General features: G+C 50.5%; 10 protein-coding genes and 3 tRNA genes. 7 read left to right on the top strand and 6 right to left on the bottom strand.

Annotated features, from left to right (window positions below):
* Positions 1-23: 23 nt before the first annotated feature.
* The 3 genes from ptrA to recD are packed head-to-tail and all read left to right on the top strand — an operon-like array spanning position 24 to position 8331.
* The gene (ptrA, locus tag M977_RS06795) at positions 24-2912 is read left to right on the top strand and encodes a pitrilysin (protein ID WP_064513415.1); all 2889 of its coding nucleotides are present in this window, start codon (positions 24-26) and stop codon (positions 2910-2912) included.
* 44 nt (positions 2913-2956) lie between these two features.
* The gene (recB, locus tag M977_RS06790; RefSeq protein ID WP_064513414.1) at positions 2957-6499 is read left to right on the top strand and encodes an exodeoxyribonuclease V subunit beta; all 3543 of its coding nucleotides are present in this window, start codon (positions 2957-2959) and stop codon (positions 6497-6499) included.
* Positions 6496-8331: an exodeoxyribonuclease V subunit alpha gene (gene recD, locus M977_RS06785; RefSeq protein ID WP_064513411.1), complete on the top strand. Its 1836-nt coding sequence runs from the start codon at positions 6496-6498 to the stop codon at positions 8329-8331. Before recB ends, recD begins: the two co-directional genes overlap by 4 nt.
* Positions 8332-8355: 24 nt before the next feature.
* On the opposite strand, the gene argA is transcribed toward recD, so the two are convergent.
* Entirely contained in the window at positions 8356-9687 is a 1332-nt protein-coding gene (gene argA, locus M977_RS06780; RefSeq protein WP_064513409.1) for an amino-acid N-acetyltransferase, read from the bottom strand.
* A 234-nt stretch (positions 9688-9921) separates the two neighbouring features.
* On the opposite strand from argA, the gene amiC reads away from it, so the two are divergent.
* Entirely contained in the window at positions 9922-11178 is a 1257-nt protein-coding gene (gene amiC / locus M977_RS06775) for an N-acetylmuramoyl-L-alanine amidase AmiC (protein WP_064513407.1), read from the top strand.
* 119 nt (positions 11179-11297) lie between these two features.
* Here the strand turns inward: amiC and M977_RS06770 are convergent.
* The 3 genes from M977_RS06770 to M977_RS06760 form a co-directional block, all read right to left on the bottom strand.
* Positions 11298-11374 (bottom strand) — tRNA-Met (locus tag M977_RS06770).
* 61 nt (positions 11375-11435) lie between these two features.
* Positions 11436-11512, bottom strand: a tRNA-Met gene (locus M977_RS06765).
* A gap of 62 nt (positions 11513-11574) precedes the next feature.
* Positions 11575-11651 (bottom strand) — tRNA-Met (locus M977_RS06760).
* Positions 11652-11884: 233 nt separating this feature from the next.
* Between M977_RS06760 and mltA the strand changes: the two genes are divergently transcribed.
* On the top strand, positions 11885-12985 hold the full coding sequence (mltA, locus tag M977_RS06755; protein ID WP_064513405.1) for a murein transglycosylase A: 1101 nt from the start codon (positions 11885-11887) through the stop codon (positions 12983-12985).
* An 81-nt stretch (positions 12986-13066) separates the two neighbouring features.
* Complete coding sequence (gene tcdA, locus M977_RS06750) at positions 13067-13876, top strand: tRNA cyclic N6-threonylcarbamoyladenosine(37) synthase TcdA (protein ID WP_064513403.1); 810 nt, start codon at positions 13067-13069, stop codon at positions 13874-13876.
* Here the strand turns inward: tcdA and csdE are convergent.
* Positions 13867-14307 carry a cysteine desulfurase sulfur acceptor subunit CsdE gene (gene csdE / locus M977_RS06745; protein ID WP_064513401.1) on the bottom strand — a complete coding sequence of 147 codons (441 nt, stop codon included), beginning with the start codon at positions 14305-14307 and terminating at the stop codon, positions 13867-13869. The genes tcdA and csdE overlap by 10 nt on opposite strands.
* Complete coding sequence (csdA, locus tag M977_RS06740; RefSeq protein ID WP_064513398.1) at positions 14308-15513, bottom strand: cysteine desulfurase CsdA; 1206 nt, start codon at positions 15511-15513, stop codon at positions 14308-14310.
* A 193-nt stretch (positions 15514-15706) separates the two neighbouring features.
* On the opposite strand from csdA, the gene M977_RS06735 reads away from it, so the two are divergent.
* Positions 15707-15934, top strand: a complete 228-nt coding sequence (locus M977_RS06735) for a YgdI/YgdR family lipoprotein (protein WP_034457528.1) — start codon at positions 15707-15709, stop codon at positions 15932-15934.
* Positions 15935-16254: the final 320 nt, after the last annotated feature.

Genomic DNA, 16254 nt, shown 5'->3' with positions numbered 1-16254 from the left:
TTTCGTGATTATGAGGTTCGTGAATGCCTAAATGCAGCACCTGGTTAAAACCGCTTTTCTTGTTGTTAGTTGCCCTTTGGGCACCATTAAGTCAGGCAGACACGGGTTGGCAACCTATCCAGGAAACTATCCGCAAAAGTGAGAAAGACAACCGTCAATATCAGGCTATACGTCTTGATAATGGTATGACAGTCCTGCTGGTTTCTGATCCGCAAGCTGTTAAGTCATTGTCTGCGTTGGTTGTTCCTGTTGGATCTTTAGAAGATCCTAACGACCATCTTGGCTTGGCTCACTATCTTGAACATATGACGCTGATGGGCTCTAAAAAATATCCGGAGCCGGATAGCCTGTCAGAGTTTCTCAAAAAGCATGGTGGCAGCCATAACGCCAGTACTGCAACTTACCGCACTGCGTTTTATCTCGAAGTGGAAAACGATGCGCTGGAAGGGGCAGTTGACCGTTTGTCTGATGCTATTGCTGAGCCAAATCTCGCCCCAGAATATGCCGAACGTGAACGTAATGCAGTTAATGCTGAGCTGACCTTAGCTCGCGCCCGTGACGGTATGCGTATGGCGCAAGTCAGTGCTGAAACTATCAACCCTGCACATCCGGGTTCGCGTTTTTCCGGCGGTAACCTTGAAACTCTGCGCGACAAACCAGGCAGCAAGCTGCTGGACGCCCTGGTAGCTTTCCGTGATAAATATTATTCTGCGAACCTAATGAAGGCTGTTATTTACAGTAATAAACCATTGCCGGAACTGGCAAAAATTGCTGTGGAAACCTATGGCCGGGTGCCGAATAAAAACATTGAACGGCCAGTTATTAATGTGCCGGTTGTCACGGATGCGCAAAAAGGAGTCGTAATTCATTACGTCCCCGCATTGCCTCGCAAAGTGGTGCGTGTTGAATTCCGTATCGACAATAATAGCGATAAATTCCGCAGCAAAACTGATGAGTTAATTGGCTATTTGATTGGCAACCGTAGCAACAATACACTTTCTGACTGGCTGCAAAAGCAGGGGCTGGCAGATAGCATCCGTGCCGATTCCGACCCGTTAGTTAACGGCAATAGTGGCGTGTTCGCTATCTCTGTATCGTTGACTGATAAAGGTCTCGCGCAGCGTGATGAAGTGGTTGCGGCTATTTTCAGTTACTTAAATAAAATGCGTGAGGATGGCGTCGATAAAAGTTATTTCAACGAACTTGCCCATGTTCTCGATCTCGACTTCCGTTATCCATCAATAACCCGTGATATGGATTACGTAGAATGGTTAGCAGACACCATGTTACGCGTGCCTGTCGAGCACACACTTGATGCTGTCAATATCGCCGATCAATACGATCCAGCGGCTATTAAAGCACGCCTGGATATGATGACGCCGCAAAATGCACGTGTCTGGTATATCAGCCCGAAAGAGCCACATAACAAAACGGCTTATTTTGTAGATGCGCCTTATCAGGTCGATAAAATCACACCGCAAGTTTTCAATACCTGGCAGGAAAAAGCGGCAGCTATCAAGCTGGGATTGCCGCAATTGAACCCGTACATCCCGGATGACTTTACGTTAGTTAAACCTGACAAAACCTATGCTCACCCAGAATTACTGGTGAAAGAACCCGGTCTGCGTGTGTTGTATATGCCAAGCCACTATTTTGCCAGCGAACCGAAAGCTGACGTGACGATGGTGCTGCGTAACCCGCAGGCAATGGATAGTGCGAAAAACCAGGTATTGTTTGCCCTGAATGACTACCTGGCAGGCATCGCGCTCGATGAGTTAAGCAACCAGGCCTCGATTGGTGGTATTGGTTTCTCGACTAATGCCAACAGCGGTTTGATGGTTAATGCCAATGGTTACACCCAACGTTTGCCGCAACTTTTTGAAGCGCTGCTAAAAGGCTATTTCTCCTATACACCGACTCAAGAGCAGTTGGATCAGGCAAAGTCATGGTATGCCCAAATGATGGATTCGGCAGACAAAGGCAAAGCTTACGATCAGGCGATTATGCCGGTGCAGATGGTGTCGCAGGTGCCGTATTTCCAGCGTGAAACGCGCCGCGCGTTGTTGCCTGCTCTGACCATAAAAGATGTGCTTGATTACCGGGAAGTTTTAAAAACAGGTGCTAAACCTGAGTTTTTAGTTCTGGGCAATATGTCTCCTGATCAGGCAAAAGAGCTTGCGCACAACGTACAAAGCCAGCTGACTACCAAAGGTAATGAGTGGTGCCGCAATAAAGACGTGCTTGTTGATAGCAAACATTTAGCGATGTTTGAAAAAACAGGAGGCAGCACAGATTCCGCGCTGGCAGCAGTTTATGTACCGAAAGGTTTCGATGAAACGGTCAGTACTGCTTACAGCTCAATGTTGGGGCAAATCATTCAGCCGTGGTTCTACAACCAGCTGCGTACCCAGGAGCAACTGGGCTATGCGGTGTTTGCTTTCCCGATGTCAGTTGGCCGCCAGTGGGGGATTGGTTTCTTACTGCAAAGTAACGATAAGCAACCAGCCTACTTGTACCAGCGTTTTAAAGCGTTTTACCCAACGGCTGAAAAGAAGTTGCGTGAGATGAGCGCTGAAGATTTTGCTCAAATGCAGCAGGGGATGATCAGTGAAATTATGCAGGCACCGCAGACCTTGTCACAGGAGGCCTCACAACTGAGCAAAGATTTCGATCGCGGAAACCTGGATTTTGATTCGCGTGATAAAGTAGTCGCCGAAATTAAAAAACTGACGCCGCAAAAACTGGCTGATTTCTTCCATCAGGCAGTGATTGAACCACAGGGAATAGCTGTACTGTCGCAAGTTTCTGGTAGCCACAATGGCAAGTCAGATTATGCCACTCCGAAAGGCTGGAAAACCTGGAGGGAGGTCAGCACTCTGCAGCAATCATTGCCGCTTGTAGACGCTAAGTAATGGCGGCCACGGCACCTGCAACTTGAAAGACAATAGGTATAATAATGACCGGAATCACTCAGCCGCTTGACCCCCTAAGTTTACCTCTGACGGGAGAGCGGCTGATTGAAGCCTCTGCCGGTACCGGAAAGACATTTACCATTGCGGCACTCTATCTGCGTTTGCTGCTTGGCCTGGGTGGGCAAAATGCCCACCCCCGGCCACTCTCAGTTGAAGAATTATTGGTCGTAACCTTTACTCAGGCGGCGACTGAAGAGCTCCGCGGCCGTGTTCGCGCCAATATTCATGAACTGCGTATCGCCTGTGTACGTAAGCGCACTGACAATCCCTTGTTCCAAAAACTGCTCACAGAAATCCCTGACCTTCACCAGGCTGCCCAAGTTTTGCGCCTTGCAGAACAGCAAATGGACGAAGCGGCCATTTTCACTATCCATGGTTTTTGCCAGCGAATGCTCAGCCTTAATGCCTTCGAATCAGGCATGCTGTTTGAGCAACAACTCATTGAAGATGAATCACGGTTGCGTCGTAATGCCTGTGCTGATTTTTGGCGTCGCCATTGTTACCCACTTCCTAAACCGGTCGCGCAGGTTATGGCAGAGGAGTGGGCTGGCCCGGAAGAACTTCTCAGAGACATAAACAGTTGGTTGCAAGGTGAACAACCGGTACTTAAACAGCCGCCAGCTGATGATGAAACGCTACTTGCACGGCATCAGAAAATAATTAACGCCATTGGAGATGTGAAAGCGCAATGGTGTGCTTGCGCGGATGAAATTGCGCAACTCCTAAGTGTGGCGAAGATAGACCGCCGTAGTTACAGCAGCAAAAACCTACCTAATTGGCTGAATATTGTCGGCACCTGGGCTCAGACAGAAACCACAACTTATAAATTGCCTGACCAACTGGAGCGTTTCTCTCAGTCGATGCTCGACGAGAAAACCAAAGAAGGCCAACCGCCGCAGCATCCTGTTTTCAGAGCGATTAACGATTTATTGGGTGAGCCGCTAACACTGCGTGATTTAGTTATCGCGCGTGCTATGGCTGAAATCCGCTATACCGTGCAGCAAGAAAAACGCCGTCGCGGTGAGCTGGGTTTCGACGATATGTTGACCCGGCTGGATGAAGCTCTGCACAAGCCAGGTGGCGACGCCCTGGCAGCCGCCATTCGTGGGCGTTTCCCGGCGGCAATGATTGATGAATTTCAGGATACCGATCCTCAGCAATATCGCATCTTCAGGCGGCTGTACATCAACCAGCCAGGCACTGCGCTATTGCTTATCGGTGACCCGAAACAGGCGATTTATGCGTTCCGCGGGGCGGATATTTTTACCTACATGAAAGCTCGTCATGAGGTAGGTGCCCACTACACGCTGGACACCAACTGGCGTTCATCCCCTGCAATGATAAACAGCGTGAATACTCTGTTTCAGCAACTGAGTAACCCTTTCTTATTCCAGCAAATCCCATTCTTAGCGGTCAAAGCGGCTGAGAAAAACAGCGGCCTGCGTTTTACCATGAAAGGGAAGAACCAGGCGGCTATGTCGCTCTGGGCACAGTCGGGTGACGGTTGCGGTGTGAGTGATTACCAACAAATCATGGCCATGCAGTGTGCGCAGCAGATTCGAGACTGGCTGACTGCCGGGCAGCGCGGTGAGGCTCTATTGTGGAAAGGTGAGGTATCTCGCCCGGTACAGTCATCAGACATCACTATTTTGGTTCGTAGTCGCGGTGAAGCTTCAATTGTTCGGGAGGCTTTGAGCGCGCTCAATATTCCCTCTGTTTACCTTTCAAATCGTGACTCGGTTTTTGCAACGCCTGAAGCGCGAGAGATTTTGTGGATCCTGCAGGCTGTACTTGCCCCTGAAATTGAAACAGCACTGAGAAGTGCGGTTGCGACCAGTATGCTTGGCCTTGATGCGCAAATGATTGAGGCGCTGAATAACGATGAAAATGCCTGGGATCAATTGGTTGAAGAGTTTTCTGAATATCGCCAAACCTGGCTGCGCCGGGGCGTAATGCCGATGCTGCGGGCGCTGATTGCTCATCGCCAGGTTGCCGAAAACTTGTTGGCAACGCCGGGAGGTGAAAGGCGTCTTACCGACATTTTACACATCAGCGAATTGCTACAAGAAGAAGCCGCGCAAACTGACAGTGAACATGCTCTGGTTCGATGGTTGGCACAGCAGGTCGCTGAACCTGATAGCAACGCCTACAGCCAACAATTACGTCTCGAAAGCGACAAGCATTTGGTTCAGGTTGTCACTATCCATAAATCAAAAGGGCTTGAGTACCCATTGGTCTGGTTGCCATTCATCGCCAACTATCGGGCGCAAAACAGTGGTCTGTACCATGACCGTTCAACATTCTCGCCGTTGCTGGATTTAAGCGACGATGAAGAAAGCCTGAGCCTTGCGGAAGAAGAGCGCCTGGCAGAGGATTTACGTTTGCTGTACGTGGCTCTGACTCGTTCAATCTGGCATTGCAGCCTGGGTGTCGCTCCGTTATTTAAAGGGAACCGAGCCAAAAAAGGGGCCAGCGATCTGCATCTGGGCGCGTTGGGGTATCTGCTGCAAAAAGGTGAAGCGAAAGATGCTGCCGGTTTACAGGCATGTTTGCAGGAACTGGTCAGTGAGTCGATTAGCGTCGAAGAACCTCACTCGGAAGACTATAGCCCGTGGCAGCCTGTCAGTACCGCAATCCCGGAACTGAGTGCCAGAGTGATGAAAAGGCAGGTTGCTGATAATTGGCGCGTGACCAGTTATTCCGGATTGCAGCAGCATGGTAGCAGCCAGGCGCTGGATTTATTGCCTCGCTTAGATGTGGATGCCGCAGGTGTTATACCAGTACAAAGTGAGCCATCACTAACTCCGCATAGCTTCCCACGCGGTGCGGGGCCGGGCACATTTTTGCATAGCTTATTCGAAGGCATTGATTTTACTCAGCCGATTGACGATATATGGGTTGCAAAGCAACTCACAGAGCAAGGTTTTGCTGAAGAGTGGCTACCCGTGTTAACGCAGTGGTTAAAGGCCATTTTGCAGGTTCCGCTCAATGATTCGGGCGTGTCGCTTAACCAGTTAACGCCACAGGAAAAACAGGTCGAGCTGGAATTTTATCTGCCAATTGAAAGTGATTTGCAGGCTGCGCATCTGGATAAGCTGGTGCGGGAATACGATCCGCTCTCTGCGGGCTGCCCTCCGCTGAATTTCAAACAAGTGCGTGGCATGTTGAAAGGGTTTATTGACCTGGTTTTCCGCTGGCAAGGGCGTTACTACCTGCTGGATTATAAATCCAACTGGCTGGGTGAAGACAGCAGTGCTTATACCCAGGAAGCGATGGTGGGTGCGATGCAATCCCATCGTTACGACCTGCAATATCAGTTATATACGTTGGCTCTGCACCGCTATTTGCGTCACCGTATGCCTGACTACGATTACCAAAGACATTTTGGCGGCGTTATCTATCTTTTCTTGCGCGGAGTCGAAAGCAACGGTTCTTCACAGGGGATTTTCTCGACGCAGCCAGATGTTCAATTGATTACGAAAATGGATGCACTTTTTGCTGCGCAAACGGACGAGGTTACGCTATGAAAATGTCTGAGTTGCTACAGCAGGCAGTCGAGCAAAAATTGTTGCGCGCATTGGATGCACAATTCGCCATGATGATTTCCAGTGACGAGCAGCCCGCAGTCATGCTGGCAGCGGCACTTGTCAGCCACGATGCGGGTGAAGGGCATGTGTGTATCCCACTTTCGCGTTTAAAGCCGGAGTTCTGTTTTGCCGGGCGGCAACCTGATTTTGCGGAGCAACTTTTCGCTGTGATTGGTACCAAAGCCAACTGGTACGAACTGCTATTGGCATCTGATGCGGTAAGTGAGTATGAAGGGGCAACACCGCTGAAATTAATTGGCGAGCGCTTGTACCTCAACCGGATGTGGCAAAACGAACAGTCTGTCGCGCGGTTTTTTGGTGAAGAGAACTGCGTAATCCCACTTGATGAAACGCAGATTATCCGTGTATTAAATCAACTCTTTGAGCCAACAGCCGATATCGACTGGCAAAAGGTTGCTGCGGCCGTGGCACTGACACGACGCATTTCAGTGATTTCTGGCGGGCCAGGAACCGGGAAAACCACTACGGTGGCCAAATTGCTCGCAGCACTGGTTCAGCTATCGGACGCAAAACCTTTGCGTATCCAACTGGCGGCTCCAACAGGTAAAGCCGCTGCACGTTTAACCGAATCCTTAGGTTCCGCTCTACGGCGTTTGCCGTTGGATGATGCGCAAAAAGCCTCGTTGCCTAGCGATGCTTGTACCTTGCACCGCTTATTGGGCGCACAACCTAACAGCCAACGTCTGCGATATCACGCAGGGAACCCATTGCATCTTGATGTGCTGGTGGTAGATGAAGCCTCAATGGTGGATTTGCCAATGATGGCAAAGCTGATTCATGCGTTGCCAGCACACGCGCGGATCATTTTCTTAGGCGACCGCGATCAACTGGCATCGGTGGAAGCGGGGGCGGTGCTCGGGGATATTTGCCATTATGTAACACACGGATATTCTCCTGTTCGTGCGGCCGAATTAAGTCGACTGACGGGTTACTCACTGGTAACAGGTGAAGGAACAGAAGCCAGTGTGCTGCGTGACGGGCTTTGCTTGCTGCAAAAAAGCTACCGTTTTGATAGCAAATCAGGGATTGGGCAGTTGGCCTATGCTGTTAATGCAAGCGATGTGAAACAGGCTAAAGCGGTGTTTGCTAAAGGTTTTGGCGATATCACAAAGCAGCCATTGCGCGAAACTAAAGACTACGCGTTGATGATTGCTGATGCAGTGGATGGGTATCGGCCGTATCTGGAGTTAATACGCAATCACGCAGAACCTGCAGCTATTATTGAAGCTTTCGGGCGTTATCAGTTGTTGTGTGCATTACGTGATGGCCCGTTTGGCGTCAGTGGCCTGAACAATAGAATCGAACTCGCGCTGATTCAAAAAAGGCTCATTGAGCGGCCAAATCAGGCCGCTTCAAGATGGTACAACGGCAGGCCAATTATGATTTCGCGTAACGACAGCTCGTTAGGTCTATTCAACGGTGATATCGGTATCGCGTTAGACAGAGGCGAGGGGCTACGCGTTTGGTTCCCGCTGCCGGATGGCACAATAAAATCAGTGCAGCCGAGCCGTTTACCAGGGCATGACACCGCCTATGCTATGACGGTGCACAAATCCCAAGGTTCGGAATTTGATCACGCCGCCCTTATTCTGCCAAATCAGTATACCGCTGTGGTTACGCGTGAACTGGTCTATACCGCGATCACTCGTACTCGAAGCAGGCTATCTTTGTATGCCGATGATCGTATTCTGGAAAAGGCAATTGTGACGAAGACAGAAAGACGCAGCGGATTGACGGAGAGTTTTAGCTAGCCCTGAATAGGGCTAGCTTATTGGTTACGCTAAATCCGCCATCAGCACTTTCGAACGGCGTTGATAGTTGTACATCTCTTTTTTACTTTCTGGCAGCAGCTCAACATCGACCGGCATAAATCCGCGTTCCTGGAACCAGTGAATACTACGGGTGGTCAGCACGAACAGCTTGCTCAGTCCCATTTGGCGGGCTTGCGTGGCAATACGTTGCAGCAGCACTTCACCGCGCGATGAACTGCGATAGTCAGGGTGAACTGCTACGCAGGCCATTTCGCCAATCCCTTCTTCAAGGAATGGATAGAGTGCTGCACAGGCGATAGTCAGATTGTCGCGCTGAATAATGGTGAACTTGTCGATCTCCATTTCCAGTTGCTCACGCGAGCGGCGTACCAGAATCCCTTGTTGTTCAAGAGGGCGAATCAACTCCAGAATACCGCCGATATCGTTAATGGTAGCGCGACGAATTTGCTCCGCACTCTCCATAACAATTTGTGTACCGATCCCGTCGCGGGAGAAAAGCTCCTGCAACAGTGCGCCATCTTCCTGGTAACTAATTAAATGGCTGCGACGCACACCGCTACGACAGGCTTTCAAAGCACCCCGTAAGAAACGCACGGTGCCGGAGTGGTAATCACCGGCTTCTTCTAGTTCTTCAATACGTTTTTGCGCATCGTTAGGGAACAGTTCGGAGACAATATTGCCGTTGTCGTCGATAACACCCTGAGAAGAACAGAAGCCAATCATTTTTTCGGCTTTCAGCTTGACGGCTAACTGCGTGGCAATCTCTTCTGAAGTGAGGTTGAAACTTTCACCCGTGACCGATACAGCAACCGGGCCCATCAGCACGATTGCACCGTTATCAAGCTGGCGGTGAATAGCTTCTTCGTCGATACGACGCACGCGTCCGCTGTGGCAGTAATCCACGCCATCATCCACGCCCAATGGCTGCGCAATAATAAAGTTACCGCTGACCACGTTGATATGTGCGCCCTGCAAAGGCGTGTTGCCAAGGCTCATGGACAAACGCGCGGTAATATCCAGCTGCAATAAACCGGCTGCTTGCTTAACAAGCTCCAGCGTTTTTGCATCTGTAACACGCGTATGTTTATGATAGATAGGCTCATGATTATGCGAAGCCAGATTGGCATCAATCTGTGGGCGTGCGCCGTACACCACTACCAGACGAATCCCAAGGCTGTGTAACAGCCCAATATCGTTGACGATACTGGAAAAGTTCTCGTGTTCAATGGCTTCGCCGCCAAGCATAATGACAAACGTTTTTCCCCGATGGGCATTTATATAGGGAACAGAATGGCGGAATCCCTGTACCAGTTCGGTTCTACGTTCCTTCACCACGGCCAGACCTCATTGCATGATTATTCGTAATTTCTGTATTTTTATTCTTTTATTGCCTTCTGTGCAAGCGGCAATTTCCACAAAGTGAATATTTCTGAATTCAGCCTGCCAGGTGCTTGATTGCGAATGTTTACCCTTTAATGAGTGACAGCCCGGGCCTGTTTCGTTAAAGTTTTCGGCTCAAAAAATAAAATTGATTATTCGATTCCCGGAAATACACCGCTCAGGAGAGCTATGTCAGATTCCAGACCATTAATAACTCGGCGCCGGTTGCTCCAGGGAGCAGGTGCTATGTGGCTTTTGAGTGTCAGCCAGGTCGGTCTTGCAGCTTCAAGCCTGGTCGTTGCGGTGCGTGTCTGGCCCGCTTCGTCTTACACTCGTGTCACGCTGGAATCGAACAAAGAGCTTAAATATAAGCAGTTCGCATTGAGCAACCCGGATCGCGTCGTTGTCGACATCGAAGGTGTGAATTTAAATTCAGTATTGAAAGGCATTGGTGGCCAGATTCGTGCGGACGATCCCTTCATAAAATCTGCGCGTGTCGGGCAGTTTGACCCGCAAACCGTGCGCATGGTTTTTGAACTCAAACAGAACGTCACACCACATCTGTTTGGACTGGCCCCGGTAGCTGAATTTAAAGAGCGTCTGGTGATGGATTTGTATCCGGCGAATATGAATAGCGAGCAAGATCCGCTGTTGGCATTGCTGGAAGATTACAACAACGGCAAGCTGGATAAAGACAAGCCGCCGTCGCCAGAACAAGGGCCGCAACCGGGTAAAGCCGGGCGTGACCGGCCAATTGTTATCATGCTAGATCCCGGCCACGGTGGGGAAGATCCAGGTGCGATTGGGCCGAACAAAACGCGCGAAAAAGATATCGTTCTGCAGATTGCTCGCCGCCTGAAAGCGCTGATTGATAAAGAAGCGAATATGAAAGCCTATATGACCCGCAATGAGGATGTGTTTATCCCATTAAAAGTCAGGGTCGCGAAGGCACAGAAGCAGCGTGCCGATCTGTTTGTTTCTATTCATGCTGATGCGTTTACCACGGGGGCTGCTCGCGGATCCTCCGTTTTTGCGCTCTCAACCAAAGGCGCGACCAGTACCGCCGCTAAATTCCTCGCCCAAACGCAAAACGCCGCCGACTTAATCGGTGGCGTCAGTAAGAGTGGCGATCGTTACCTCGACCATACGATGTTTGATATGGTGCAGTCGTTGACCATCAACGATAGCCTTAAGTTCGGCAAAGAAGTGCTGGCCCGGTTAGGGAAGGTGAACAAACTGCATAAAAACAGCGTCGATCAGGCGGGGTTTGCGGTTCTGAAAGCTCCGGATATTCCATCCATTCTGGTAGAAACTGCCTTTTTGAGTAATGTTGAGGAAGAGCGCAAGCTGCGAACCGCGACATTCCAGCAGGAAGTGGCCGAGTCTATTCTGGCAGGTATAAAGGCTTATTTTGCGGATAGTGCGCGATTAGCGCGGCTCGGTTAATCCCCGTCATACTTCGAGCCGCGGCTGAGTTGGCTGCGCTCGAATTATTTAGAGGATAGTAGAACTGTGTGAGCGAATTGCAGATACAAAAAAAGCACTCCTGAGAGTGCTTTTAATATTGGTTGCGGGGGCCAGATTTGAACTGACGACCTTCGGGTTATGAGCCCGACGAGCTACCAGGCTGCTCCACCCCGCGTCCGTAAACTTCTTTAGTACCCAAATGACTTTCATCATTGCGCGAAACTCAGCGACTTAGTTGGTTGCGGGGGCCAGATTTGAACTGACGACCTTCGGGTTATGAGCCCGACGAGCTACCAGGCTGCTCCACCCCGCGTCCGTATAACTACTTACTGCAAATGGTTTTCACCACCGCGCTAAACTCAGCGACTTTTTAATTGGTTGCGGGGGCCAGATTTGAACTGACGACCTTCGGGTTATGAGCCCGACGAGCTACCAGGCTGCTCCACCCCGCGTCCGTGGAAGCGCACTATACTCTGCCCGGCTTTTGATGCAACCTTTTTTTTAATAAATGCCCGATTTGTCACATGTAGCTGATAATAATTTACTTTAAGTACAGATAGTGAACACATCTGGTCTGTGTGGGGTCCAACACGTTTAATTCTTGCCTGGTGTTTGCTATCTTCCCGTGGCTGCATACTTGAAGTATCCCGGGCCAGGCGCGAAATATAATCAGGGCGAGGAAGTAATGATAGGACGTTGGACGAAGTACATTGTAACTGGGGTAATGGTTGCCATTCTGGCGGGCTGTTCCTCAAAACCGACAGATAAAGGCCAGCAATATAAGGACGGGAAGTTTTCTCAGCCTTTTTCACTCGTCAACCGCCCCGATGCGGTGGGTGCACCGATTAACGGTGGCGACTTTGCTGAACAAGTTAACCAGATTCGTTCTGCGTCTCCGCGCCTCTATAATAGCAAGAGCGATGTTTACGGTGCCGTGCAGCAGTGGCTACGTGCCGGTGGCGACACCAGCAAGCTAAGCCAGTACGGTATTGATGCCTGGCAGATGGAGGGTGCAGACAACTACGGTAACGTGCAATTCACCGGCTACTACACACCTGTGGTACAGGCGCGTTACACCCGCCAGGGCGAGTTCCAGTATCCTATCTATCGTATGCCGCCAAAGCGTGGGCGCTTACCGTCTCGTGCTGAGATCTACAGTGGTGCTTTGAGCGACAGCTATATCATTGCTTACAGCAACTCCTTAATGGATAACTTCATTATGGATGTGCAGGGTAGCGGCTATATCGATTTCGGCGACGGCCAGCCATTAACCTTCTTTGGTTACTCGGGTAAGAACGGCCACGCCTACCGCAGTATCGGCAAGGTGCTCATCGACCGCGGTGAAGTAAAGAAAGAAGATATGTCGATGCAGGCGATTCGCCACTGGGGAGAAACCCACAGCCCGGCGCAAGTGCAGGAGCTGCTTGAGCAGAACCCCTCTTTCGTCTTCTTTAAACCAGCAAGCTTCGCGCCAGTGAAAGGGGCGAGTGCTGTGCCGTTGATTGGCCGTGCCTCTGTTGCATCTGACCGTTCTATTATTCCTGCGGGCACCACTATTCTGGCAGAAGTCCCGTTACTGGATAACAACGGCAAATTCAGCGGGCAATATGAATTGCGCGTCATGGTTGCGCTGGATGTTGGCGGTGCGATTAAAGGGCAGCACTTTGATATCTACCAGGGGATTGGGGCTGATGCCGGTCACCGTGCGGGTTGGTACAACCATTACGGTCGCGTTTGGGTGCTGAAAAATGCGCCGGGCACCACTAACAGTGTATTCACGGGTTAATCTTCCCGCAGACGGGCTGTATAATCAGCCCGTCATCTATATCTGCAATAACACCCGCAAAGATTTTCCGAGGATAACGTAATGTCTGTAGTTTTGACCGACGCCTGGCTGCAACGCTTTGGTGGTACTGCTCGTTTGTACGGCCGCGATGCTCTGCAACTGTTCGCTGATGCGCATGTTTGCGTGATTGGCATTGGTGGCGTGGGGTCGTGGGCGGCAGAAGCGCTGGCTCGTACCGGTATCGGTGCAATTACGCTTATCGACATGGACGATGTTTGTGTGACGAACACTAACCGTCAGATCCACGCTTTGAGGGCTACGGTAGGGCAGTCCAAGGCAGAAGTGATGGCGGCGCGTATCCGCGAAATTAACCCGGAGTGCCGTGTCACGGTAGTGGATGATTTTATTACTGCTGACAACACCGCGCAGCTGCTCAACCAGGGCTTTAGCTACGTGATTGATGCGATTGATAGTGTGCGCCCAAAAGCCGCCTTGATAGCTTATTGCCGGCGTTACAAGATCCCGTTGGTGACCACGGGTGGAGCGGGCGGCCAAATTGATCCGACACAGATCCAGGTGACCGATCTGGCGAAAACGATTCAGGATCCATTAGCGGCGAAACTGCGTGAAAGATTAAAAAGCGATTTTGGCATGGTGAAGAACAGCAAAGGAAAGCTCGGAATTGATTGCGTGTTTTCCACCGAAGCGTTGGTTTATCCGCAGGCTGATGGCTCGGTATGTGGGATGAAAAGTACCGCCGAAGGCTCGAAACGCATGGATTGTGCATCCGGTTTTGGTGCGGCAACCATGGTCACCGCCAGCTTTGGTTTCGTGGCGGTGTCCCATGTATTAAAGAAAATGATGGCAAAAGCGGCGCGTAATCAGGCCTGAGCCGCAACGCGCACGGCTTGCGCTAATGACGCAAGCCCGCTGCTGCGTGAAGCACTTAACTGGTTGCGCAGGCCAAGATCATCAAACAGAGCAAGCGGATCTTCATTCCGCAATTGTGCCGCCGTTTTCCCTTCAATGGCGGTGAGTAACACCGCCAGCAAACCCCGAACGATTCGCCCTTCGCTATCACCAAAGAAATGCAGCGTGCCATTTGCCTGAAGGTTATGACCCAACCAGACGCGGTTTTCACAGCCTGCGATTTCGATTTCATCATTTTTTAAGTCTGCGGGCAGTGCCGGAAGCTGTTTCCCTAACAGGATTAGCTGGCGGTATTTATCTTCCCACTGCTGTAACGGCGCAAATGTAGCTCGCAGGCTGTCAGCGGTGATTGAGGTGCCAAAAGGGTGACCGGCCAGGAATCCACTTGTCATTTAATCCACCAAAATTTCCAGCGCATTGTCGATGGCTTTAACCAACGCATCTACATCGCTTTGTGTATTGTACGGCGCAAAAGAGGCGCGCAGTGTCCCGCTCACCCCTAATGCTGCGAGCAACGGCTGAGCACAATGTTGCCCGGCGCGTAGTGAAATACCGGCTTCTGCCATCAATGTGACCATGTCATTGTGGTGAACGCCCTCGAAATCGAACGCCAGCAGGCTTGAGTCCTGGCAGCGGAAACTGCGAAAACCAGACCGCTTAGCCAGCTGCGCTTCCGCCAGTGTTGCAAGCCCCCGGCTATAAGTTTCTGCTTCTGTTAAATCAACCGTTTCAAGCCACTCGAGTGCTGCACTCAGGCCAATCACTCCCGCCACATTTGGCGTACCGGCTTCAAAGCGATACGGCACCGGCTGCGTTTTAAACCCTTCAAACGAGACATGGGTGATCATCTTGCCGCCGCCAAGCCATGGCGACATTTCTTCTAACAGCTCGCTTTTACCGTATAGCGCACCGATGCCGGTTGGGCCATAAAGTTTGTGGGCAGAGAAGGCATAAAAATCGATATCCAGCGCTTGTACGTCAGGCGGGCAATGCACCACGCCTTGTGCGCCATCGACCATGACTACTGCACCAGCGGCATGTGCCAGCGTGATGGCCTTAACCAGGTCCGGGCAGCCGCCTGTGACGTTGGACATTTGCCCTAATGCCAGAATTTTGGTCCGCTCATTGAGTAACTCTGGCAGTTTGCTTAAATCAGCGAGGTAATCTTTGCCAAGCGGCAACTTAATGACTTTCGCGCCCGTTTGCTCGGCAACCATTAACCATGGCACAAAGTTAGCGTGGTGTTCGGCTTCGCTAACAATAATTTCATCACCAGGTTGCAGGCGAGGGCGTGCATAACACTGTGCTACCAGGTTTATCGCTTCGGTTGTGCCACGCGTCCAGACAATATCTTTGCCTGAAGGAGCGTTGAGTAGAGCCGCGACGCTGTCACGGGCGGCTTCATAGCGTTCTGTAAGACGCTGTGCCGCCGCAAACTGGCTGCGGTGAACATTACCGGCGCTAAGGCTATAAAACTGTTCAGTCGCTTCAATAACGGCGAGAGGTTTAAGTGTGGTGGCGGCGCTATCGAGATAGACACCCGCATCTGCGAGTGCCGGAAACTGGCTGCGAAACTGGGCAGGATTAAAAGTTTTCATGATTTTCCTCGTATCCAATCCGTAGATCGTGGCGCATTTGCTTTAATCACACAAGGGATCAATGACCTTCGGAATAATCTGCATAAACTGGCAAGCTCGCGAAAGAGGGTTATGCTAATTAATGTTAGGTGAGTATTTCACCCACTAAATTTTTTACAGTTAATCAGCATTAAACGCTACTAAGGAGAAGAATATGAACAAGGCAGCCGCAGCAGTATTTGTAGGTGTTATGGCTTTTGGTCTTTCAGGATGTTCTAGCCCGAATTACGTAATGCACACCAACGATGGCCGTACCATTGTGTCCGATGGCAAACCGAAAACTGATGATGAAACCGGGATGATTTCGTATAAAGATGCCAACGGCAACAAGCAGCAGATTAACCGTACTGATGTGAAAGAGATGGTTGAACTGGATCAGTAATCTTTTTGCTCGAATTGCAGTTGTTCAAACTACAGGCAAAAAAAAGCACCGCAATTTGCGGTGCTACATTAATCACTATGGACAGACAGGGTAAATGTACAGGAAGTGAAAAAGGGGTAGCTTAGCTACCGGGGTCTGGAATGCCAGACCAATTGCAAACACAACAACACAACATCACAACCGTAAGCCAAAAGCCCTCCGAAACACGCATTTCAGATAACTTTTCGTTCCGGCTCAGGAAGTGACGCCACTATAGGTATTTGCTGGTGCATCCTCAACGGACAATTTATAATGGCTCAGATAAAAAAAACTAATAGGTT

Source organism: Buttiauxella gaviniae ATCC 51604, from assembly GCF_001654835.1.
Taxonomy (GTDB): Bacteria; Pseudomonadota; Gammaproteobacteria; order Enterobacterales; family Enterobacteriaceae; genus Buttiauxella; species Buttiauxella gaviniae.
This window is presented reverse-complemented; position numbering and strand designations above follow the sequence as displayed.

Excerpts from the sequence above, each read along its gene's own strand:
- recB (WP_064513414.1), top strand. The coding sequence starts at position 2,957 with ATGACCGGAATCACTCAGCCGCTTGACCCCCTAAGTTTACCTCTGACG.
- mltA (WP_064513405.1), top strand. The coding sequence starts at position 11,885 with ATGATAGGACGTTGGACGAAGTACATTGTAACTGGGGTAATGGTTGCC.
- csdE (WP_064513401.1), bottom strand. The coding sequence starts at position 14,307 with ATGACAAGTGGATTCCTGGCCGGTCACCCTTTTGGCACCTCAATCACC.
- tcdA (WP_064513403.1), top strand. The coding sequence starts at position 13,067 with ATGTCTGTAGTTTTGACCGACGCCTGGCTGCAACGCTTTGGTGGTACT.
- ptrA (WP_064513415.1), top strand. The coding sequence starts at position 24 with ATGCCTAAATGCAGCACCTGGTTAAAACCGCTTTTCTTGTTGTTAGTT.
- amiC (WP_064513407.1), top strand. The coding sequence starts at position 9,922 with ATGTCAGATTCCAGACCATTAATAACTCGGCGCCGGTTGCTCCAGGGA.
- M977_RS06735 (WP_034457528.1), top strand. The coding sequence starts at position 15,707 with ATGAACAAGGCAGCCGCAGCAGTATTTGTAGGTGTTATGGCTTTTGGT.
- recD (WP_064513411.1), top strand. The coding sequence starts at position 6,496 with ATGAAAATGTCTGAGTTGCTACAGCAGGCAGTCGAGCAAAAATTGTTG.
- csdA (WP_064513398.1), bottom strand. The coding sequence starts at position 15,513 with ATGAAAACTTTTAATCCTGCCCAGTTTCGCAGCCAGTTTCCGGCACTC.